The sequence below is a fragment of the Micromonospora cathayae genome (assembly GCF_028993575.1).
GTDB classification, from domain to species: Bacteria; Actinomycetota; Actinomycetes; order Mycobacteriales; family Micromonosporaceae; genus Micromonospora; species Micromonospora cathayae.
The window spans coordinates 1,943,757-1,965,699 of sequence record NZ_CP118615.1 but is presented as its reverse complement, the minus strand read 5'-3'; the positions used below and the strand labels follow the sequence as shown (position 1 = coordinate 1,965,699).

Here is a 21,943-nt window from a genome sequence, read left to right as displayed (position 1 = left end):
AATTCTCGCAGAAACCAAAAGATTGAAACCCCTAGCTACACCCCTATGCCGTCCCTAACTTTCCGGCCAGCCGAAGAAGTTCCGGTAGCAGGGTATTTGGTGTAGAAGCATGTTGATCCCGTAGTGCACCCGCAGACCGTGCCGCGTCGCGCTTGCCAGGAGGGCGGTCTCGGCTGGCCGCATGATGATGTCGGCGATCACGGCGGTGGGTCGCACGACGGCGGGGTCCAGGGGCAGGGGGTCGTCCGGGCGCAGCCCCGACGGGGTCGCGTTGACCACGATGTCGGCGCTCGCCAGGTCACCGTCCCGGCCCGGCGACGCCCGCCCCGGCCAGTGGGCGTCCAGCGCGGCCAGCAGGGCGGCCTGCCGGTCGGGGTGGACGTCACGCACCAGGAGTCGGGCGGTGCCGGCGGCCAGCAGCGCGTCGGCGATGGAACTGCCGGCGCCGCCCGCACCGAACAGGCAGACCGTGGCGTCGCGTACCGCGTGCCCGTCCGCCACCAGTCCCCGGACGAAGCCCGTACCGTCGAAGTTCTCCGCCGTCCAGCCGCCGTCCGGGTCCCGCCGTAGTACGTTGGCCGTACCGATCCGGGTGGCGTACGGCCCCAGCCGGTCGGCGAACCGGCAGACGGCCGCCTTGTGCGGGACCGTCACGAACAGCCCGTCGAGGTTGCCCACCCGACGCAGCCCGCGCAGAACGTCCGGCAGGTCCCCGGGCGCGGCGTGCACCGGGAGCACGACGGCGTCGACTCCGAGTGTGGCGAGCAGCGGGTTGAGCAGTTCCGGAGCCCGGACCTGGGTCACCGGGTCACCCAGGACGCCGTAGAGCCGGGTGGTACCCGAGATGCCGTCAGCGGCCACCGCGACGACTCCTTTCTTGATGCATCCTCATGTAACAGAGGAGACGGATGTGGCACCATGGACCGTATGCAGACGAGTACGCTCAGCGACCGGACCGCCGACATCGTCGTGCAGGCCTGCCCCGTCCGGGAGGTGCTGGACCGGGTGGCCGGAAAGTGGAGCATCATGGTGATCATCGCCGCCGCCGACGGGCCGGTTCGCTTCACCGAACTCGAACGCTCGATCGACGGGATAAGTCGGCGCATGCTCACCCTGACCCTGCGCAACCTGGAGCGGGACGGGCTGCTTCACCGCACGGTGTACCCGGTCGTCCCGCCCCGGGTCGACTACGAACTCACCCCCATCGCCCGGGAGCTGCACGAGTCCCTGCTGTCGCTGACCGGCTGGGCCCAACGGCACCGGGCGACGATCTCCGCCGCCCGGACCGCCTACGACAGCAGGCGCCTGGCCGACGCGGGCTGACGCCGCAGGGGCCGGGTCCGCACCGATGCGGCCCCCAGGTCGGCGGGCAGGTCCTTGCGGCGCTTCACGTCCAGCTTCCGGTAGACCCGGGTCAGGTGCTGCTCCACCGTGCTCGACGTGATGTACAACCGGGCCGCGATCTCCCGGTTGGTGTAACCGAGCACCGCCAGGGAGGCGACCCGACGCTCCGAGTCGGTCAGCAACCGTTGCCCGTCCCCCGCCACGGCGGGGCCCTCGCTGCGTTCCTGAAGGGCCAGCAGGTCGTCGCAGAGCGGCATGGCGCGGCAGCGCTCGGCCAGATGCCGGGCCCGGCGGAGGGTGGTCCGGGCCCGCCGGCTGTCCCCGAGAGCCGAGTACGCCCGTCCGAGGTCGGCCAGGACCTGCACCTGCTCGTACTGGGCCCCGCACTCCTCGAACAGGTCGAGGGCCTCCGACAGCAGTTGGGGACGCCGCTCCGCCGGGCTCACCACGGCCAGCATCCGCAACGACCTGCCCCGGTTGCTGCCGCCGGTCGCCTCCGACCGGGTCAACTGCTCACGGACCAGCCGCCGCGCCTGGTCCTCGTTGCCGAGCTGCCACCAGGCCCGGGCCGCACTGGTCCGCCACGGCACCGTCACCGCCGCGTCGAGCCCGAGCGAGCGGGCCCGTTCACCACAGGTCAGGAAGTCGGCCAGGCCGGCGTACCCGCGTCCGGTCGCCAGGTAGTAGAGCCCCCGTGCGTGCAGGTAGTACAGCCCGTACCGGCTGTGGAACATGGCCTCGCTGGGCGCGAACGCGAGGTGGTCGGCGGCCTCGTGCAGGTCACCCAGGCGCACCGCTGCCGTGACCAGGGTGCCGATGGGGAACCCGACGGCCACCCCCCACGCGGCCGGTGGAATCAGGGCCAGGGCGCGTCGGGCCCCGGCTGCCGCGCCGGCGAGGTCACCCATACGCAGCGCCGCCTCAGCCCGGAGGCTCTCCAGCAGGGCGTGCCAGGTCGGGGCCTGCTCGACGGGCACCGGCGCGGCCAGCGCGTCAGCCCACTCCAGCGCGTACCCGTACAGGTCCGCGTTGATCAATCCCAGTAGGGCGAGGCCGGCCGTCTCCTCGGCCCACGGCGTGCTGCCGCCCCGTTGCAGGTTCTCCAGGGCCTGCTCGATCCGGTCGACCTGCCGTCGCCCCGTACCCCGGACGTGCAGGTCGCCCAGCGTGCCGGCGGAGGCCAGCCAGGGATCGGTGCCGGCCAGCAGGGACAGGCCCTGCTCGACGGCCGGTACGGTTCGGCCCCGGACCGTACCGGGACCGGCCGACGATGGGAACGAAACGGACAGCCAGGCTTCCAGGTTGCCCAGGTCACCGGTGGTCGTCGGGTCCGCCCGCAGTCCGGCCAGCACCGTCGCGGCCTCGTCGTTCCGGCCATGCCAGAGCAGTTGACGGACCAGCCCGACCACGGCGGTCGGCTCCAGCAGCCGCTGCCGGGCCGCGTCGACCAGAGCGTCCAGCCGGTGCACCACCAGCGCCGGACTGATCCGCCATTCGGCCGCGGCCAGCTTGGCCAGGATGCCGGCGGCGTCGGCGGACCGTCCGGCCGACTTCCGGGCCAGGTCGAGGTGCGACACCGCGGTCCGGAGGTCCCCGGCCAGCAGCGCCTGCTCGGCCACCTCCAGCAGCACCGGCACCCCCCACGGGGCGACCGCGCGGCCGGCGAGCCCGAGCTGGTGGGCGACCGCACCGGCGGGCCGGTGCAGCTCGTGCAGCAGGGTCGCGGCCCGGCTGTGCAGGTCGGCGCGTTCGGCGCCGAGCACGGTGTCGAGCACCGCGGACCCGGCGGCCGGGTGCGGCAGCCGGCCGTCGCGGAGCAGCCCGGACGCGGTCATGACGGCCACCGTCCGCCGCACGCCGGCCTGGTCGGCAGCCCCGTCCAGGTCGTTGATCCGGGCGGCCCGCCAGGGGTCACCCTCCTCGCCGAGCACCGCCAGGGCCTGGGCGAGCCGCAGCATGGTCGGGCCGCCCCGCCGCAGCAGACTCACCACGGCGGCCCCGTACCCGCCTGCGGCGGCCCGGTCGGGGTCGGCGTCCCCGGTCCGCTCGCACTCGTCGAGCAGCGCGCTGAGCAGCACGGGATTGCCGCCGCTGATCCGCCGCAGGCCGGCGGGAGCGTCCGCCGGCACCGGTCGTGGGAACAACCGTTCGGTCAGCATCCGGGCCACCCCCGCCTCGCTGACCGGTTCGACGCCGATCCGCTGCCAGTGAGCTGCGGTGCGCAGGTCCGCATTCACCGCCGAGGGTGCGGTCTCGGCCGTCCGGTCCAGGGTCAGCACCAGGACGATCCGGGCCGCGCCCAGCCGGCGGGCCAGGTAGAGCAGATGGCACAGCGAGTCGTCGTCCGCGTGGTGCGCGTCGTCGACCGCGATGAGCAGGGGGGTACGGGCGGCGACCGACAGCATGGCGGCACAGAACGCCGGCGATCCGCCGGTGGCCTGCTCGGTGACGTCCGGGGGCAGTGCCGCGCTGTGCAGCAACTGGCTGACCAGACTGCCGGCCATCTTCTGCTCCATGGCGAAGCAGGTGGCCCGCAGTGTCAGCGCTCCGCTGGCGCGACCCTGCTCGACCACCCGGTCGAGCAGGGTGGTCCGGCCGGTGCAGGGCGGGCCTTCCAGCAGCACCGCCTGCCCCCGTCCGGTCAGGCAGTCGGCGACCAACCGGTCGATCCGGTCGAGGTGCTGCTCTCGTTCGACGAGTTGCATGGAGCTCCTCCATGGTCCACGGGCGGTCCGGCCCGTCGGCAGGGCACCCGGAACGGACCGCTCCGGCTGGAGCGGTCAGGACCGGTGCGGACGCTGCGCGAGGGACCGGATCAGGCGGATCCGCGTCGTAGTCGGGTGCGCAGCGGCCCTGGATAGGTGGTCTCGAACAGTCCCCGCTCCTGGAGCAGGGGTACGACCTCGTGCACCGTCGCGACGAGGTCGTCCGGCAGCACGGCGGGACGTAGCCGGAAGCCGTCCACCCCGCCGTCACGGTGCCACTCGGTGAGCAGGTCGGCCAGGCCGGCAGCGTCGCCGACATAGCCTGCGGCGTCGGAGACGCCCGAGTCGTACGCGTCCAGGAGATCCTGGCGCTTCCGGGCCGCGGACACCGTCCCGGCCAGTACCACGTTCAGGTCGGCCAGGACCGCCAGTGGCCGGGTCCGCCCCACCTCGGCCCGGATCCCGGCCAGCTCCGCGCGGATGGCGAGGACGTCGTCCCGGTCGCGGGGCGTGACGAAGACGACGTCCGCGTACCGGACGGCCAGCTGGTACGGCGTACGGAAGTGGGCGAGTACCGCCGTCAGCGGCGGCCCGTCGACCGGTACGGGAACGGTGGCGTAGCGGTCCGGTGTGTCCAGCGGGCGGGGACGGCCCCCCTCCGGCCAGCTCGCCCAGGCGTCGGTGACGGCCGCGACGAAGTCGGTGACCCGGGCGAACCGTTCCTCGGTGAAGGCGACATGGCCCAGCGGGTCGGCGGTGGCCCGCCGCCGCTGCTCGTCGCTGATCACCACCCGGGGTTGCCAGCCACCCCGGCCGGCGCAGATCCGGTCCAGGGTCGCCACCCGGGCGGCCGTCTCCAGCGGATCACCCTTGGCGTACCCCGCCCCGACGAGTGCGATGTGCTCGGTGTGCGCGGCGACCAGGGCGAGCACCAGCCAGGCGTCGAGAGCACCGTACGGGCGACCGGGGTCGGGGCGGTCGGCGGACCGGCCGTCGACGGTGAGCAGGTCCAGCCGACCCCGCTCGGCGAGCCGGGCCAACTCGACGACACGGCCGGGGTCGAACCGCGCGGCCGGGTCCTGCCCGGCCGTCCGGTGCGCCGCCGGGTGCGACCCGAGACCGTCGAGGGCGACTGCCAGGTACATCTTGGACCCGCTACCCGTTCGCCGACAGCGTCGGGTTGACCTCGGACCGTTCCACCCGCTGGTCGCCGAGGCCCCAGCGGTCCAGCACCTCGGCGTAGCGACCGTTACGGATCAGCTCGTTGACGGCCGCGGTGACCGCCGGGGCCATCCCGTCGCCCCGCCGGCTCATGGCACCGACCTGGCTGTTGATGGTGTCGGCCGCGCTGTCGACGACGCCGACCAGCTCGGTCTGCCCGGACGTGTTGGCGTGGTAGACCACCGTCGAACTCGGTCCGACATAGACGTCGACCCGGCCGGACTGCAACGCCAGGTAGTAGTCCGACGCCTTCTGGTAGTACTGGATCTCGATCGGTTCCTGGCCGGCACGCTGGTTGGCCTCGTTCCACTGGAGCATGATCCGCTCCTGGGTGGAGCCGGACGCCAGGGCCACGCTGCGGCCGGCCAGGTCGGCCGGGCCGCGTACCTCGAAGGTGGCCCCCTTGCGCGCCTCGAACCCGAGCAGGTCCCGGCGGTACGTCGCGAAGTCGTACTTCTTCATGCGTTCGTCGGTCACCGAGATGTTGGAGAAGGCGACGTCGTACCGGCCGCTGTCCACGCCCAGGAACATGTTGTCCCAGGAGGTGATCTGCCGGTCCGGGCGCAGTCCCATCACCTCGGCCACCAGGATCGCGATGTCCAGTTCGAAGCCGATCGGGGTCTTGTTGTCGGTCGCGTAGCAGCTCAGCGGCGGGGTGTTGTCGATCGTCCCGCCGATGCGCAGCACGCCGGCCGCCTGGATCCGGGGTGGCACCAGGGCGGCCACCGCGGCCACCCGTTCGGTGCTCAGGCGATTCTGGTCCGGGCTGAGATTGACCGCCGCCGGAGCCGAGGACGGTTCCCCCTTGGTGGCGCTGCACCCACTGACCAGCAGCAGGACGACGGCAGCGGCCGTGACGATTCGACGCACCTTTTCCTCCCCCATGTACATCATCGGATCCTGGTCAGGAACGACCGGGTACGTTCGTGGACGGGCGCTTCGAGAAGCTGCTCCGGTGGGCCCTGCTCGACCACGCGGCCGTTGGCCATGAACACCACGGTGTCCGCCACCTCACGGGCGAAGCCCATCTCGTGGGTCACCACGACCATGGTGGTGCCGCCGTCGGCCAGCGACCTCATCACCTCCAGCACCTCACCGACCAGCTCGGGGTCGAGGGCCGAGGTCGGCTCGTCGAAGAGCAGCAGCTTCGGCTGGAGGGCCAGGGCCCGCGCGATGGCGACCCGTTGCTGCTGGCCGCCGGAGAGCTGCCGGGGGTGTGCGTGTGCCTTGTCGGTCAGCCCCACCCGGTCGAGCAACGCCAACGCCATCGGGTAGACCTCGGCGGCCGGTCGGCCCTGGGCCGACAGTGGCGCCTCGACGAGGTTCTCCAGCACGGTGAGGTTGGCGAACAGGTTGAAGTTCTGGAAGACGAAACCCACGCCGGTACGCTGCCGCAGCAGCTCGCGCCCGCGCAGCTCGCGGAGCCGGTTGCCGACCCGGCGGTACCCGATCAGCTCGCCACCGATCCGGACGTGGCCGCGTTCGGCCTGCTCCAGATGGTTGATCACCCGCAGCAGTGTCGACTTCCCGGCCCCGGAGGGCCCGATCAGGACGGCGACCTCACCGGCGTGCACGTCGAGGTCGACTCCGGCGAGCACCTGGTGGCCGCCGTAGCTCTTGTGGACGTCACGCACCTGCACCATCGGCACGGTCACCGGGCACCCCCGGTGGTGTGCGGGGTCGCGCCACCGGTGTCCGGGCGGGCCGGGGCGTCCGGTGCCGGGGCGTCGTCGGGCCGACGGCCGGCGGTCAACGCCACGCGCAGCCGTTGCCACGGTGTCGGTGGCAGTGGACGGGCCGAGCCCCGGGCGAAGTACCGCTCGACGTGGTACTGGAGGATGGAGAGCAGGCCGGTCAGGATCACGTACCAGACGGTCGCCACCATCACCAGCGCGATCACCCGGCCGTTCCGGCCGTAGATGACCTGGGCCTGGTAGAACAGGTCGCCCAACGCCATCACCGACACCACCGAGGTGCCCTTGAACAGGGTGATCAGCTCGTTGGACGCGTTGGGCAGGATGCTCCGCATCGCCTGGGGCAGGATGATCCGGCGCAGCTGCCGGCGCCGGGGGATGCCGAACGCCTCGGCCGCGTCGAGTTGCCCCCGGTCGACGGAGATGACGCCCGCCCGGATGATCTCGGCGGCGTACGCGGCCTGGTGCAGGGCGAGCCCGAGCACGGCGGCACCCATCGGACTGACCAGGTTCATGGTCGGCACGCTGACGAACGACGGCCCGAACGGCACTCCGAAGGAGAGCCGGTCGTAGAGGTAGGCCAGGTTGAACCAGAAGAGCAGCTGGACGATGAGCGGGATGGCCCGGAAGACCCAGACGTACGCCCAGCCGACCGCGTTGAGCAGGGGGCTGCCCGACAGCCGCAGCAACGCGACCACCAACCCGAGCGCGAAGCCCAGGGTGGTGCCGTAGGCGGTGAGCTGGAGGGTGAGCCCGAGGGCCTTCAGGATGGTGCGTTCGGTGAAGAACTCCCGGAAGACGGGCCAGTCCCAGCCGGGGTTGGTGGCGAGCCCGTGCACGAACTGGGCGAGGAGCACGATCAGCACGGCACTGGCGATCCACCGCCACGGGCGGGGGGCGGGGACCCGCTTGAGGCTGTTCAGCTCGCGAGCCGCGTCGTCGATGGGTGTCGGGCGGGCACCGGTGGCAGGCGACAGCGCTGAGGAGATCATGGCTCCCTCTTCTTCACGCAGGGGATCGGGTGATGTCCCGGGCCGTCCTGACGACCACGCCGATCGCCACTGGTCGATGCTAGAAATTCCATAACGGACCGTCAAACTCCACACGCTCAGAGTTATCCCCCAGTTACTGCTCAATGGATAATCCGGCCCGACCGTCTCCGCCGGGCCCGGGGCAGGTCGGGCCGAACCGCCGTCACCACCGCCGGGAAAGCCGCCGTGACCTGGTCAGACCCCGCCGCTTGGTGCACCGGGGACGGGGCTGTTCAGCAGCCACTGTCCGCCCATCGCCAGCCCCGGGGGCATTGACGGACCCGCCCGCCGTTGGTCGACTTGGGCCATGCCGAGCCAGCACGACCCCGAACCCGCACAGACACACTGGGTGACCACGGACGACCTGCGGTACGCGCCGGTACGCGCCGGCCTGGCCCGGGAGTACCGGGACCGGTACGGGGTGGGTGTCGAGGAGGAGATGAGCCGCTGGCCGGACGACGACTTCACGCCCCCGCGCGGGGGCCTGGTCCTGTTGCTGCTGCACGGTGAGACGGTCGCCGGGGGCGGCTTCCACTCCCCGGACGGGCGACAGGTCGAGCTGCGCCGGATCTGGACCGACCCCCGGTACCGCCGACGTGGCCTGGCCCGCCGGGTGGTCACCGAGATCGAGGCCCGTGCGGTCCGGCTGGGCTGCCGGCGGGCCCACCTGCTGACCGGTCCGCGCCAACCCGAGGCCGACGCGCTGTACCGGACGATGGGTTACCGCCCGGTGCCGGTGACGCTGCCGGCCGGTGAGCCGCCGGCACTACGTTACGAGAAGGACCTGTGAACGCCGTCGCCGTCGCCGTCGCCATCGTCGGAGTCGGACCCAGCGGCGTCGGCGTACTCGAAAGGCTGGGGGCGAACGCGCCGGAACTGCTCGCCGGCCGGCCGCTGGAGGTGCACCTGGTCGACCCGTACCCGGCGGGACCCGGCCGGGTCTGGCGGCACGACCAGTCGCCGCTGCTCACCCTGAACACGGTGGCGCGGCACGTCACGATGTTCACCGACGAGACCGTGGCGTGTGCCGGTCCGATCAGGACCGGTCCGTCCCTGCTCGAATGGTCGCGGGTCGTCGACCCGACCACGCTCGGGCCGGCCGAGGAGGCTGAACGGGCCGGCCTGACGGAGTCGTCCTTTCCCACCCGGCGGCTCCAGAGCCACTACCTGACCTGGGTGTACGAACGGGCGGTGGCCGGCCTGCCCGCGGGCACCCGGGTGCACCACCACCGGACGACCGCCGTCGATCTGGACGAACAGGACGGCCGTCAGCGGCTCCTGCTCGCCGACGGACGGTGGTTGGAGGTCGACGTCGTGGTGCTCGCGGTCGGCCACCAGGACGTCGAACCCGCCACCCCGCAGCGCCGGCTGGCCGCCCACGCGGACCACCACGGCCTGTGGTTCCTGCCGCCGGGGTACGCCGCCGACACCGATCTGTCGCCGATCCGACCGGGTGAACCGGTCATCGTCCGCGGTCTCGGTCTCGCCTTTGTGGACCTGATGGTGCTGCTCACCGAGGGGCGGGGCGGCAGCTACCAGGAGGACGGTGCCGGCGGTCTGCGCTACCGGCCCAGCGGCCGGGAACCGGTGCTGTACGTCGGGTCCCGCCGGGGCGTGCCCCCACCGCCCAAACCGGTCGTCACGCTGGTCGGGCCACCGCCCCCGACGCCCCGTTTCTTCCGGCCCGAGCGGATCCTGGCCGAGGTGTCGGGAACCCTGGACTTCTTCCGCGACGTCTGGCCGGCGGCGGCCCGGGAGATCGCCTGGGGCCACTACCACGAGTTGTTCACCGGCCACCCGGAGCGGGTCCGGGGCAGCCTGGACGAGTTCCTCGCCGGGTACGCCGCCGCCGACTGGGACAGTCCGGCGCTGGCTGGGTTGATCCGGCGCAGCGTGCCCGACCGGGCGGACCGGTTCGACCCGGACCGGCTGGACCGGCCGCTGCGCGGGGAGTCCTTCCCGGACGCCGCCGCGTTGCAGCGCCGGATGCGCTCGTACCTGCACGATGACCTGGTCCGCGCCACCGATCCCCGGCACAGTCCCGACCTGGGCACGATGCTCGGGGTGGTCTCGGTCTTCGGGCAGCTGCCCGTGCTGCTGGAGAGCGGGCGGTTCTCCGCACGGTCGCAGGCGCTGGATGTGGACGGCTGGTGGGCGGGCGTGTTCAACCGGATCGCGGTCGGGCCGCCGCTGCGCCGGATCCGGGAGCTGTTGGCCCTGTCGGAGGCGGGTGTGGTGCGTTTCGTCGGCCCGGACATGTGGGTCCGCCCGGTCGACGGCGCGTTCGCCGCGGGCAGTCCCTCGGTGCCCGGTACGGTGACCGCGGCAGCGTTGGTCGAGGCCCGGCTCCCGGTCGGTTCGGCCCCGCGGAGCCGCGACCTGCTGGTGCGGAATCTCTACCGTCGTGGTCGGCTGCACGAGCGGACGGCCGTCGCGGGTGACTTCGTGCACCGGAGCGGACTGGCCGTCGTGGACGGCCGGAACGGCACGGTGTTGGACGCCGAGGGCCGCCCCCAGCCGGGACGGTTCGCGTTGGGGCCGTTCACCACCGCGCTGAGCGGTGGCAACTTCACCCGACCGGGGAGCAACCCGGTCGCCTCCCGGCTGACCGATGCGGTGGCCCGTTCCGCCCTGCTGGCCGCCGTCCGGTCAGCCCGCTGACGTCGCGGCGCTGTCGAGTTCGTACCGCTGCACCAGCTGCGCGTGCCGTGGATGCTCGGGCGAGCAGAAGCGGAGCGCCGCCTGGTAGAGCAACCGGGCGGCGAGCAGCATGCCCCGGGCCGAGGTACGCCGGGCGGCCTCCGCCAGATGGTCGACGGCCAGATCGCACAGCTCGTCGGTCTTCAGACCGGCGAGTTCGGCGTGCCGGACGGCCTCCTGCCAGTGGTGTATCAGCAGTTGCACCGGCCGGTCGGCCACCGACTGCAACCAGTTCGCGGCCCGACGGTGCTTCTCCGACCGGACGCTGTGCGGCAGACGGGAGTACGCCACCCGGGCGACGAGGTCGTGGGCGAAGGTGTATTCGATCTTGCCCAGTTCCGGGCCGAGCCGACACCGGCGGACCAGTTCCTGCCGCTCCAGGGACTCCAGGCACTGCTGTACCTCGTTGGCGTCCCGCCCACCGATCGCCGCGAGCACCTCGTGGAAGAACGACGCGTCGAAGACCGCCGCGTCGTAGAGGACCGACTTCTCCGTCGCCGGCAGGGTGTCCAGGCGGGCGGAGATGATGTTGTGAACGAGGTCCGGGACGGGCAGCCGGTCGGGCCCCTCCGCGCCGACCGGCGTTGATCCGCCCGGCCGGGACTGCACCGTCCGGACATACTCCATCGCGAACAGCGGGTTTCCACCGACCTGCCCGCTCAGGCTCCGGCCCAGCTCGGTGGCCTGCTCCTCGGGGACCGGACCGAGCAGGCTTCTCAGCAGGGTCTGGATGCCGGCCTGGGACATCGGGCCGAGGCTCATCGTGGTCGCCCGGCGGCGGGCACCCTCCCAGAAGGCCGGCCGGTCGACCAGCTCCGGACGGGCGGTGACCACCACCAGCAGCGGCAGGTTGCCGACGGTCTCGGCGAGGTTGCCGACGAACCGCAGCAACAGGTCGTCCACCCGGTGCAGGTCCTCCAGGATGATCACGAGGGTCTCGCGTTCCGCCAGCTCCTCGACCAGCCGACGCCAGGCGGTGAACGCGGCGGTGAGCTCGGCCGGGTCGCTGGCAACCGGGTCGTCCCACTCACCGCCGACGATGGCCCGCAGGCTCCTGATCACCTGGCCGGCGACCGGTCCCGGGCCGACCAGACCGGTGACCGCCTGGCGCAGCTTGTCGTCGAGCTGTGCTTCCCGGTCGGCGTCGGTGATCCCGGCGTACGAACGCACCACCCCGACCAGCGGCGCGTACGGCACCTCCGGGCCGAACAAACGATTGCAGCCGACCAGGCAGCGCACCCCGGGCAGGCCCGCGATCATGGTGCGGAACTCGTGCATGAGCCGGCTCTTGCCGATGCCCGCCTCGCCGAGCACGGTCACCAGGTTCGGGCGCTGCTGCCGCCGGACGTCCTCCAGCAACCTGCCGAGCTGCTGCAACTCCCGTTCCCGGTCCACGAACGGCACCGTCGGCCGGGTGGCCAGATGGAGTCCCTGCCGGACGCTGAGCCACCGTTCCCCGGGCAGACCGAAGTCGAAGTGGTCGGCGCAGATCTGCCGGGTCCGCTCGCAGATCCGGACGCTCTTCGGCATCGGGTCGAAGAGGATCCGTAGCCCCTTGTCCAGCAGCGGGCCGCTGACCGGGTTCCGGTCGCCCGGCTCGGCAACCTGGTCGGAGCGGACGGCCCCGACCAGGGCCTCCCCGGTGACAACGGCGATCCGCAGGCAGGGCACTTCGCGGTACTGTCGGCTCAGTGCCACCGCCGCCCGGATGGCCCGTTGCGCGTCGTCCTCCCGGGTCCGCTCGGCGCCGAACACCGTCAACAGCACCGGCCCGAGCCGGCCGTGGTGGCGCCCGCCGTACCGCCCGACCAGGTGACACACGGTCTCCTCCAGCAGGTCCAGCCGGAGTTCGATCACCTCCGGGGACGCCGGGTTGTGTCCACTCTCGAACCGCACGAAGAGGGCGGTCAGCTGCTTCAGCTCGGCGTCGTAATGGTGCGGCCGACGGACGACGGGCACCAGCGCGGACTCGGCGAGGGCGGGACCGTTGCCGTCGGGGCCGTCCAGCCCGGTGGACGCCCCGGTCTCGACGGCACCTGCGGTGCTCCCACCCACCGTGCGGCCCGCCACCACCGCGGCGCCACCACCGGGTAACAGCGCCGGATCGTGATCGAGGATGGCACGCTCGAGGTCGCGTAGCTCGGGGCCGGGGTCGAGCCCGAGTCGGCCCACCAGCACGGCCCGGGTACGGCGGTACACCGCCAGCGCGTCGGCCTGTCGGCCCACCCGGTACAGCGCGAGCATGAGCTGTCGGCAGAGCCGCTCGCGCAGGGGTTCCGTGCCGACCATCGGTTCCAGCTCCGCGATGACCTCCATGCTGCGGCCGGCCGCGAGCACCGCCTCCATCCGGCTCTCCAGCGCCGCGAACTTGGCGTTCTGCAGGGCGGTGAGTTCCGGCCAGTCGTAGCCCTCCTCGATGAGGTCGGCCAGGGCGGGGCCCCTCCACAGGGCCAGCGCGTCGCCGAAGTGGCGGTCGGCGTCGTCCCAGCGGCCGGCGTTGAGGTCGGTGTGTCCCGCCGCCGCCAGCTCCCGGAACCGGCACAGGTCGACATCGACCGGGTCGACCTGGATGAGGTAGCCGGGAGCATGAGTGACCAACGTCCCGGATCCGTGCCGGCCGGGGGTGAGCGTCCGGCGCAGGCTGGAAATGGCGTTCTGGAGCATCTTGCGGGCGGTGGGTGGGGCGTCCTCACCCCATAACGCGGCCATGAGTTGGCTGGTCGCCACCACTTTGTTGGTGTAGAGGAGAAGGTAGCCGAGCGCCGCCCGCTGATTCGTCCCACCCAGCGAGATCGGCTCCGCTTCCTCGACGACCTGGAGTGGGCCGAGAACCCGGAATTCCATCAACGACCCGCGTGGCGTGCATTACCGATACGGAAGCCGGAACAGGGTGGGCCTGCGGACCAGACCCTGGGGTTTACCAGCACTTCTCCGGCCCCCTTCCGCGCATTTCGGCTGATCACGAGGTGCCACGTCGACCGGAAGCAGGGGCCACCGGCAGACTGGCCGGAGCGCTGGATAAGCGAAAGGCCGCGACCGCTGGCGACCGTGGACACACCCAGACAGCCATCGATACCGCCCCCCGTACGACACCACCCACGAATATAACAGACGACACGCCGACGGCAATTGCGTTGCACGCGGCCGGTACGCCTGGTAGGGACCACCGAACCACCCCCGAACAGCAGCGAAAACGCAGCACTTCCTACGAGCCCCATCAATAAATTGTCCCGGTTTGTTGCTCAGGTCCCCCTTGGTTGCGTCCAGACCGACAGGGGGGCGATAGGGGTTTCTTCCGAACTGTCTCCTTCGTAGTCTGCGACTCGCTGAGGAGGTTCGTGATGCCCACTAGGAGATCAGTCCTGAGAACTATCGGCGGGCTCACCGTCGCCGCAGCCGCCGGCACGGCGGTCAGCGGACACGCCGCCGCCGGGCCGGTCAGCGGTGACCCGTGGAGACGGCTGGACGACCTGCTGACCGGCCGACTCGTCCGCCCCACGCACGCCGGGTACGCCGCCGCGCAGCGGGTGTACCTCGGTGAGTACAGCACCGCCAACCCCCAGGCGATCGCCTACTGCCGGACCGTGGACGACGTACGCGCCTGCCTGCGCTTCGTGCGCGACGAGGGGATCGAACTGCACACCCGCAGCGGCGGTCACAATCTCGCCGGCTGGTCCACCGGCCCCGGGCTGGTGGTGGACCTCTCCCGGTTCCACCAGACACGGGTCGGCCCGGAGACCGTGCACGTCGGGCCCGGCGTCAGGTCCATCGACGCGCTGACCGCCCTGGCCGGGTACGGACGGCAGATCGTCACCGGCACCTGCCCCACGGTCTGCCCCGGCGGCTTCATCTCCGGCGGCGGTGTCGGACACCAGACCCGCAAGTTCGGTACCGGCTCCGACCGGTTGGTCTCCGCGCTGGTGGTGCTCGCGGACGGCCGGGTGGTCCGGACCTCGGCGGATCGGGAGCCCGATCTGTTCTGGGCCCTGCGGGGTGGTGGCGGCGGCACCTTCGGCATCGTGCTCGACTTCGAGGTCAGGCCGATCGAGGCGCCGTACGGCGTCCACTTCGACACGGTCTGGCCCTGGGACCGGGCCGCGGAGGTCCTGGAGGCCTGGCAGAAGTGGAGCGTGTCGAGTTCCCACGACCTCGGCTCGGCCCTGCTGGTCGTGCTGCCCGACGCCGCCCCCGGGGCCACCCCGGTCGTGATGCTCAACGGGGCCTACTGGGGACCACGCGCCGAGTTGGAGGCCGGGCTGGCCGCGATGGCCGCCGAGGCGGGGACCGGCCCGGTCACCAGCCAGCTCCACGAGGGGACCTACCACGAGGTGATGCAGCGGGTGTACGGCTGCGGGCAGCTCACCGTACGGGAGTGCCACCTGGAGGGACAGAACCCGGACGCGGCCCTGCCGCGCGGCGGTTTCCTCCGGGAACGTACCCGGATCTTCGACCGGCCGGTCACGGGCACCGTCCTCACCGACGCCCTGGCGCTCTTCGACGACCGGCAGGCCGGCCAGACGCGCCTGCTGAGCCTCACCGCCACCGGCGGCCGGGCCAACGAGGTCGACCGGGCCGAGACCGCGTACTGGCACCGCAACGCGCAGTTCCTGACCGGCTTCGCGGCGCTGGCGCAGCATCCGGCGCCGCCCGAGGAGCAGGAGTCCGCCGTCCGGTGGGTGCAGCGCGGGTTCCGGACCCTGGACCCGGTGTCGACCGGTGAGTCCTACCTCAACTTCCCGGACCTCTTCCTCACCGACTGGCAGCGGGCCTACCACGGCGACAACTACACCCGGTTGCTCCAGGTCAAGCGGCAGTACGACCCGGGCAACCTGTTCCACCACCCCCAGAGCGTCGGCAGCTGAACCGGGAGGACGCCATCAGTTACCTGGGCATCGACATCGGGGGCACCAAGGTGGCGCTCCGCGCCGAGGGCGTACCCGGTTCCGCCGCGGGGCAGACGCCGGTGGAGACGACCTTCCGCTGGCCGGACGGTGGCGTCGACGCCGATCTGGAACTGCTGTCCAGCCGGGTCGACGAGTTGCGCCGCCGGTGGCCGGAACCCATCCGGGGTGTCGGGGTGGCGACGCCTGCCGGCTGCGACCCGGGCGGCACGGTATTGACCTGGCCAGGGCGACCGAGTTGGGTCGGGCTGGACTTCACCGGCGCCCTGGCCAGCCTCTTCCCGGACCTCCCGGTGCGGTGGGCCGACGACGGCGATCTGGCGGCCCTGGCCGAGGCCCGGGCAGCGGGTCAGCCCGACGTGCTCTACCTCGGCATCGGCACCGGTGTCGGTGGCGGGGTGGTGCTGGACGGGCGGAGCTGGCCCGGTCCGGCCCACGGTTCCTGCGAGGTCGGACACCTCGTCGTGGACCTGGGAGGGCCGTCCTGTGACTGCGGCCGTCGGGGCTGCGTCCAGGCCGTGGCCGCCGGTCCGGCCCTGCTCCGGCGGGCAGGTCGGCTCCGGGGCGGGACGGTCACGTTCGACGACCTGGTCGCCGGGGTACGGGACGGGGCGGACTGGGCAGCCGCGACCCTGGAGCCCGCCGTCACCGCCCTGGCCGCCGCCACGGTCAGCGTGTGCGAGCTGGCCCATCCGGCGGTGGTCCTGGTCGGCGGCGGGGTCGCCGCCGCGCTGCCCGAGCTGGTCTCCCGACTGGACCGGCAGGTTGCGGCGCTGACCCGGCCCGGGGTGCGGGCCGTGCCGGTACGACCGGCCCGGCTCGGTGGGCTCTCGTCCCTGCGCGGCGCGCTCATCCTGGCCGGTGCGGCGGCCGACGACCGGGCCGCCGGCCCGGCCCGCTGAACGGCCGGCCCGGCGGCCCGGGTACCCCGTCGCGGACCGGCTACCGGGGCGCGCTGCCGAACGCGCTGGACAGGTACGCCCGGGAGTCGGCGATGGCGCCCTCGATGATCCGGGCGGCCTCGCGGGCCTCCTCGGGACGATGGCCGGCCTGCACCTGGAGCCGGAACCGGGACGAGCCGGTCGGCGTCACCGGGAACTCCACCATGAACGCCAGCACCCCCCGGTCGAACAGCAGCCGGTTGGCGGTCCGGGCCAGCTTCTCGTTGCCGATCAGCAGCGGCACGATCGGCGACGGCTCACCCATGCAGGTCAGACCCCGGCCGGTGAGTTCGTCGCGGAGCGCGTGGATGGCGGTGAACAGCCGGGCCCGCAGCACGTCGCCCTCGGCGGAACGGATGATCTTCGCCGCCTCGCGGACCACGGCGGTCTGCACCGGGGAGAGCGCGTTGGAGAAGAAGTGCGAACCGCCGAACATCTTGACGTACTGCTTCAGCGCCGGGGAGTTGGACGCCACGAAGCCGCCGTTGGAGCAGAACGTCTTCGAGAACGCGCCCATCACGATGTCGACCTCGCCGAGCAGGTTCTGCATGCCCAGCACGCCGGTACCGCCCGGCCCCATCGAGCCGAGGTCGTGCGCGACGTCGACCAGCAGGGTGGCGTCGTACTCCCGGCAGACCCGCTGGAGGGTGACCAGGTCCGGCCAGTCGGCGTCCACCGAGAAGAGACCGTCGGTGACGACGAGGATGCCGTTGCGGGTGTCGTGCGCCCGGATCTCCACCAGGTGCTGCCGGACCGCCTCGACGTTGAGGTGCTCGTAGCGGACCACGTTGCGGGTGGCGGCCCGCGCGCCCTGCTGGAGGCAGGAGTGCGCCAGCCGGTCGATCAGGATGTGGTCGGACTGCCGGACCAGGCCGACCACCGCGCCGAAGCCGGCCGCCCAGCCGGTCGGGAAGAGCGTGACATGGTCCAGCCCGACCAGGTCGCCGAGCAGCGCCTCCAGTTCGTCGGAGATCCGGGTGTTGCCCAGCACCATCGGCGACCCGGCGCTGTGCGGGCCGTAGTCGTGCATGGCCTTCGCCGCCGCCTCCCGGATCGCCGGGTGGGTGTTGAACGACAGGTAGTCCTGCGAGTTGAAGTTGATGCCCCGGGTCCGTTTGCCCAGGTCGTTGGTGATCTGCGCGATGCTGTCCGGGGCGGCTTCCAGCACCCGGGAGTACTGCCAGGTCTCGGTGCGGCGGCGGGCCTGCACCCAGTCGTAGAAGTCCTCGGTACGGGCCAGCAGGTTCCGGCCGGCCGGGCGGTAGAAGTCGTACGCGTTCTTGTCCAGCGCGTACTCCTCGTCCGGGTCGACGGGGTTGCGCAGGTGCGCCGGCTCCCACATCTCGGTGAGGTCGGCGATGATCCGGGCGAGTTCGCCGTCGGCCCCGGAGGTGTCCAGGTCGGCGAAGTCCTCCCAGGGGACGTGGCTGGCCCAGTTGCGGGTCATCTCGGAGACCTCGGTGGCGGTCCGCGCCATGGTCTCGACGTCGCCGCGGTGCGCCGCGTGCAGGATGACCTCGATCAGTTCGCCGTCTTCGCGCTGGTGCAGGTCGGTGGTGGTCACGGTGGTAGCTCCCTGGTACGGCGGCATCAGGCGAAGAGGTTCTGCTGGTACGTGCGGGACGTGGCGGCGAAGTCGTCGAAGACCGCGTGGTCGGCGGAGGTCTCCTTGGCGGCGTCGTTGAGCAGGAACAGGTTGGACGCCTGGAAGAACTCCGACACCGGGGCGACGTCGGCGTGGGTGGCGATGAACCGGTCGGTCTCCTGCTGGTTGCCGCGCAACGCGACGAAGAGTTGCAGCTCGTCGTGCCGGTACGGGCGCATCTCGGCGAGCGTGCACACGTAGTCGTGGTAGGCGGCGGCGTTCTGGCTGCGGCGGCGGGCCTCGTACCCGGTCATCGCCTCCTCGACCGTGGTGTCCCCGGTCAGCCACCGGTCGAGCGCGGCGGTGACCAGTTCGGCGTCCCGGAAGGCGTGGGTGATGCCGATGGCCGTGCACTGGTCCTTCGCCGACTCGGCGTCGCCGACCAGCACCCAGCCGGGCCCGTACAGGGGCCGCAGGAAGCCGGACTGGTCGAGCGTGCCGTAGATCCGCTCCTCCCGGGTGCCCCGGTCCCGGACCACCGCGCCCAGCTCGGGGCTGACGAAGTCGAGTGCCTTCTGGAAGTTCCCCGGCACGTCGGCGCGGAACTCCCGGGACCACTCGCTCGGCCCCCAGACCAGCACCATGTTCTGCTCGAAGTTGGTCGGCACCACCGCGCAGGCCAGCCGGCCGCGCCGGTGGATCTGGCCGGGGCCGAGATCGAAGCCGGACCAGTAGCTCCAGTACGCGAACGTGCAGCGGGGCCGCTCGTCGAACTTGGGCAGGTTCAGGGTGCGGGCGACGAACGAGTTCCGGCCGTCCGCGCCGACCACGATCCGGGCCCGGTCCTCGACGGTCTGCCCGTCGGCGGTCCGGCCCCGGATGCCGACCACCCGGCCGTCCTCGGTGACCAGCTCGCGGACGTTGAAGTTGGTGCGGACCTCGGCGCCGGCCTTGGCCGCCGCCTCGACCAGGATCTGGTCCAGCACCCGCCGCCGTACCGAGGCGTACTGCTGCACCACGCCGGAGTCGTCGCCGTGCAGGTCCCGGAAGTACTCGCGGAGCAGGTCGACGGGGACCGAGCCGGTCAGCCGGATGCCGTCGTTGACCACGTCCACGGTGGTGTGCGTGGGGGTGACGGCGGTGACCTGGTCGAGGACACCCCACCGGTTCAGGTAGGACATCCCGTGCGGCCAGATGAAGTGGGTGGAGATGACGTCGCTGGGGAACGACGACCGGTCCACCAGGAGCACCCGGTGCCCACGTCGGGCGAGCAGCAGGGCGGTGGAGGCACCGGCACAGCGGGCCCCGACCACTATCGCGTCGTACATAGGTTTGTCGATCCTTCGATCACGGTTGACCACCCGTCGGCGGGCCGACGCGGGGACCGTGGGGCGGTCGCCGGGCGGGACCGAGCGGGAATGAAGAGCCCAACGTACACAGTGGAGGAAAGATGTCTGACCGGTGGTCAGGCGGTGCCGGCCGGCCCGCTCACCGCCGCCGTCGTACCGCCCGCGCCGGCCCCGACACCGCCCGGGCGCCGGTCGTCACCTCGGCACGGAAACCCCGACGTGATCCCGCGTGACAGAGGCAGCGCCTTCTCCCGCGTCACGGCAGCCGCGCAGGGCCCAGAGACCGGCCCGGGCGGGCGGGCCGAGCGGGCGGGCCGAGCGGGCGGGCCGAGCGGGCGGGCCGAGCGGGCGGGCCGAGCGGGCGGGCCGAGCGGGCGGGCCGAGCGGGCGGGCCGAGCGGGCGGGCCGAGCGGGCGGGCCGAGCGGGCGGGCCGAGCGGGCGGGCCGAGCGGGCGGCGTGATGACCCGACGGGTCGGGGTCGTCGGGGGTCGTGTACGTGAAACGGGATGCGGCATGTCGGGGTGTCAGCCGCAGCCTTGACCCCCACCTGCCGCATCCCGAGTTGATCAGAGCGCGGACGGGATGCCCTGCGGCCGTGGAGGCCCGAGTCCGCCGCCGCCGGGCATCCGGCTCTCCTACTTGTCGCCGGTCAGCGCGACCAGCGCGCTGGCGGTCCGGAAGTACGGGTTCCGGCCCAGGTCACCGACGGTGACGATGTTGAAGGCTTCCTTGAGCAGCTTGGCATCGCCGGCGCTGACCCCGGCGAGAGCGGCAACCGGGGCGTCGACCAGCTCGGTGAGGGTCTTGTCCTGGTATGCCTTGTCGACCAGGGTGTTGAGGTCGGCGGTGACGGGCATGCACACTCCTTCGAATCCCGGCCGGGACCGGCCGGACAGCGGTACGGACACGACCCGGCGGACGATCGTGAACAGCAGGACACAACCGTTTCCGGGCAACGGAATCAGCACCGTCTCCAGTGGACTCCGTGTTGCGGGGAAACCTAGCAACGGAGCCTGAGAGGTGCCTGACAGTGGCGGCGTGACCGCTGTCAGCGGTGACCGGCCACGCTGCGGGCGGTCCGCCTCGACGGCCCACAGCCGTGGCCTCCGCCGATCAGCGGTACGGCTGGCGGGGCCGGGTCACCATGGAGGGGTGATTCGTTTTCTGTTGAACGTGTTGTGGTTCGTCTTCGGCAGTGGGTTCGTCCTGGCCATCGGGTACGGCATCGCGGCCCTGATCTGCTTCGCGCTGGTCGTCACCATCCCGTTCGGGGTGGCCGCGCTGCGGCTGGCGTCGTACTCTCTCTGGCCCTTCGGCCGCACCCTGGTGCCGAAGCCGGACGCCGGGCTGGCCTCCGGTGCCGCGAACGTGGTCTGGCTGGTGGTGGCCGGCTGGTGGCTCGCCCTCTCCCACATCGTCGCCGGGGTCGCCCAGTGCGTCACGATCATCGGGATTCCGTTCGGCATCGCCAACTTCAAGCTCGTGCCGGCCGCGCTCTGGCCGCTGGGCCAGCAGGTCGTCGAGACCCCCTGACCTTGTCGCCAGCCTTCGGCAGTTGCACATGACTGGCAACAATCCCTGGACGACGTCCAGCCGGGTAACTAGCGTGCAGGACATGATTCCTTACGAGCTGGACGCCTGGGCATGGCAGGAGAGCTGGGACCGGCAGCAGGAGGCGTACCTGCCGGACCGCGAGCACCGGATCGGCACCATGCTCGACGCGGTCGACGCCACCGTCGACCACGACTCGCCCCGGCTGCTCGACCTGGCCGGCGGCACCGGGTCGATCAGCCTGCGGGCCCTGGCCCGCTTCCCCCGGGCCCAGGTCACCCTGGTCGACCTCGACCCCGTCCTGCTCGCCATCGCCGAGGCGTCGCTGGGCGACCGGGCCACCATCGTCACCGCCGACCTGAACGCCGCCGACTGGGCCGCCGCGCTTCCGCACCAGGGGTACGACGCGATCCTCACCGCCACCGCCCTGCACTGGATCGACGGGCCGCGCCTGGCCGCCCTCTACACCGAACTGCACGGTCTGCTCCGCCCCGGTGGCCTGTTCGCCAACGCCGACCACATGCCCGACGAGGGCCTACCCACGCTGACCGCGCGGCTGACCGCCCGGGAGGAGACCCGCCGGACGGCCAGGTACACCGCCGGGGCGGTGCTCTCCTGGCCGGCGTGGTGGGCCCACGTGGCCGCCGATCCGGTGCTCGCGCCGCTGGCCGAGAAGCGCCGGCAGATCTACCCCGGTGGGCACAGCAGCGACTGGCTGCCACCGGCCGCCTGGCACCTCGACGCGCTCCGGGCGGCGGGCTTCACCGAGACCGGCCTGCTCTGGCGCGGTGGTGCCGACGCCGTCGTCGCCGCCCTGCGCTGACCGGCGCCCCGCCGGGCCACCGACCCGGCGGCCGGGACACGCCACTGGCACGGCGGCCGGGACACTGCACCGGCACGGTGGCCGGGACACGCCACCG

17 protein-coding genes are annotated in these 21,943 nt (G+C 72.2%); 7 read left to right on the top strand and 10 right to left on the bottom strand.

All coding sequences use genetic code 11. From position 1 onward, the window contains the following. Window positions 1-54: 54 nt before the first annotated feature. The gene (locus PVK37_RS09180) at window positions 55-861 is read right to left on the bottom strand and encodes a shikimate dehydrogenase family protein (RefSeq protein ID WP_275033381.1); all 807 of its coding nucleotides are present in this window, start codon (window positions 859-861) and stop codon (window positions 55-57) included. 66 nt (window positions 862-927) lie between these two features. Between PVK37_RS09180 and PVK37_RS09175 the strand changes: the two genes are divergently transcribed. Beyond that, window positions 928-1,323 (top strand): winged helix-turn-helix transcriptional regulator, encoded by a 396-nt coding sequence (locus tag PVK37_RS09175; RefSeq protein ID WP_275033380.1) that lies wholly within the window; start codon window positions 928-930, stop codon window positions 1,321-1,323. On the opposite strand, the gene PVK37_RS09170 is transcribed toward PVK37_RS09175, so the two are convergent. From PVK37_RS09170 to PVK37_RS09150, 5 genes are all read right to left on the bottom strand, one after another. Further along, window positions 1,290-4,049 carry a helix-turn-helix transcriptional regulator gene (locus PVK37_RS09170; RefSeq protein WP_275033379.1) on the bottom strand — a complete coding sequence of 920 codons (2,760 nt, stop codon included), beginning with the start codon at window positions 4,047-4,049 and terminating at the stop codon, window positions 1,290-1,292. The genes PVK37_RS09175 and PVK37_RS09170 overlap by 34 nt on opposite strands. 110 nt (window positions 4,050-4,159) lie before the next feature. Next, the gene (locus tag PVK37_RS09165) at window positions 4,160-5,194 is read right to left on the bottom strand and encodes an LLM class flavin-dependent oxidoreductase (protein WP_275033378.1); all 1,035 of its coding nucleotides are present in this window, start codon (window positions 5,192-5,194) and stop codon (window positions 4,160-4,162) included. 10 nt (window positions 5,195-5,204) lie between these two features. Next, complete coding sequence (locus tag PVK37_RS09160) at window positions 5,205-6,140, bottom strand: ABC transporter substrate-binding protein (protein WP_275033377.1); 936 nt, start codon at window positions 6,138-6,140, stop codon at window positions 5,205-5,207. A gap of 20 nt (window positions 6,141-6,160) precedes the next feature. Then, a complete protein-coding gene (locus PVK37_RS09155) occupies window positions 6,161-6,925 on the bottom strand; it encodes an amino acid ABC transporter ATP-binding protein (RefSeq protein WP_275033376.1) in 765 nt (254 codons plus the stop codon). After that, on the bottom strand, window positions 6,922-7,956 hold the full coding sequence (locus tag PVK37_RS09150) for an amino acid ABC transporter permease (protein WP_275033375.1): 1,035 nt from the start codon (window positions 7,954-7,956) through the stop codon (window positions 6,922-6,924). Before PVK37_RS09150 ends, PVK37_RS09155 begins: the two co-directional genes overlap by 4 nt. A 388-nt stretch (window positions 7,957-8,344) precedes the next feature. Between PVK37_RS09150 and PVK37_RS09145 the strand changes: the two genes are divergently transcribed. Then, window positions 8,345-8,785, top strand: a complete 441-nt coding sequence (locus PVK37_RS09145) for a GNAT family N-acetyltransferase (RefSeq protein ID WP_275033374.1) — start codon at window positions 8,345-8,347, stop codon at window positions 8,783-8,785. After that, a complete protein-coding gene (locus PVK37_RS09140) occupies window positions 8,782-10,656 on the top strand; it encodes an FAD/NAD(P)-binding protein (protein WP_275033373.1) in 1,875 nt (624 codons plus the stop codon). The genes PVK37_RS09145 and PVK37_RS09140 overlap by 4 nt, the downstream gene beginning before the upstream one ends. On the opposite strand, the gene PVK37_RS09135 is transcribed toward PVK37_RS09140, so the two are convergent. After that, on the bottom strand, window positions 10,645-13,539 hold the full coding sequence (locus PVK37_RS09135) for an ATP-binding protein (protein ID WP_275033372.1): 2,895 nt from the start codon (window positions 13,537-13,539) through the stop codon (window positions 10,645-10,647). The two genes, PVK37_RS09140 and PVK37_RS09135, sit on opposite strands and share 12 nt — an antisense overlap. A 497-nt stretch (window positions 13,540-14,036) precedes the next feature. Here PVK37_RS09135 and PVK37_RS09130 point away from each other — a divergent pair, with 497 nt between their 5' ends. Continuing rightward, complete coding sequence (locus tag PVK37_RS09130) at window positions 14,037-15,557, top strand: FAD-binding oxidoreductase (RefSeq protein WP_275033371.1); 1,521 nt, start codon at window positions 14,037-14,039, stop codon at window positions 15,555-15,557. Then, window positions 15,554-16,498: an ROK family protein gene (locus tag PVK37_RS09125; protein WP_275035049.1), complete on the top strand. Its 945-nt coding sequence runs from the start codon at window positions 15,554-15,556 to the stop codon at window positions 16,496-16,498. Before PVK37_RS09130 ends, PVK37_RS09125 begins: the two co-directional genes overlap by 4 nt. A gap of 40 nt (window positions 16,499-16,538) precedes the next feature. On the opposite strand, the gene PVK37_RS09120 is transcribed toward PVK37_RS09125, so the two are convergent. The 3 genes from PVK37_RS09120 to PVK37_RS09110 form a co-directional block, all read right to left on the bottom strand. Next, window positions 16,539-18,101, bottom strand: coding sequence for an aminotransferase class I/II-fold pyridoxal phosphate-dependent enzyme (locus PVK37_RS09120; RefSeq protein WP_275033370.1), 1,563 nt, complete (start codon window positions 18,099-18,101; stop codon window positions 16,539-16,541). Window positions 18,102-18,127: 26 nt separating this feature from the next. Next, window positions 18,128-19,450: an NAD(P)/FAD-dependent oxidoreductase gene (locus PVK37_RS09115; protein ID WP_275033369.1), complete on the bottom strand. Its 1,323-nt coding sequence runs from the start codon at window positions 19,448-19,450 to the stop codon at window positions 18,128-18,130. A 657-nt stretch (window positions 19,451-20,107) separates the two neighbouring features. Further along, window positions 20,108-20,329, bottom strand: coding sequence for a hypothetical protein (locus PVK37_RS09110; protein ID WP_275033368.1), 222 nt, complete (start codon window positions 20,327-20,329; stop codon window positions 20,108-20,110). Between the two features lie 295 nt (window positions 20,330-20,624). Here PVK37_RS09110 and PVK37_RS09105 point away from each other — a divergent pair, with 295 nt between their 5' ends. Together PVK37_RS09105 and PVK37_RS09100 are read left to right on the top strand one after the other, a co-directional pair. Beyond that, window positions 20,625-21,005: a YccF domain-containing protein gene (locus PVK37_RS09105; protein ID WP_275033367.1), complete on the top strand. Its 381-nt coding sequence runs from the start codon at window positions 20,625-20,627 to the stop codon at window positions 21,003-21,005. Window positions 21,006-21,087: 82 nt separating this feature from the next. After that, window positions 21,088-21,846 carry a class I SAM-dependent methyltransferase gene (locus PVK37_RS09100; protein ID WP_275033366.1) on the top strand — a complete coding sequence of 253 codons (759 nt, stop codon included), beginning with the start codon at window positions 21,088-21,090 and terminating at the stop codon, window positions 21,844-21,846. The last annotated feature ends 97 nt before the right edge of the window (window positions 21,847-21,943 follow it).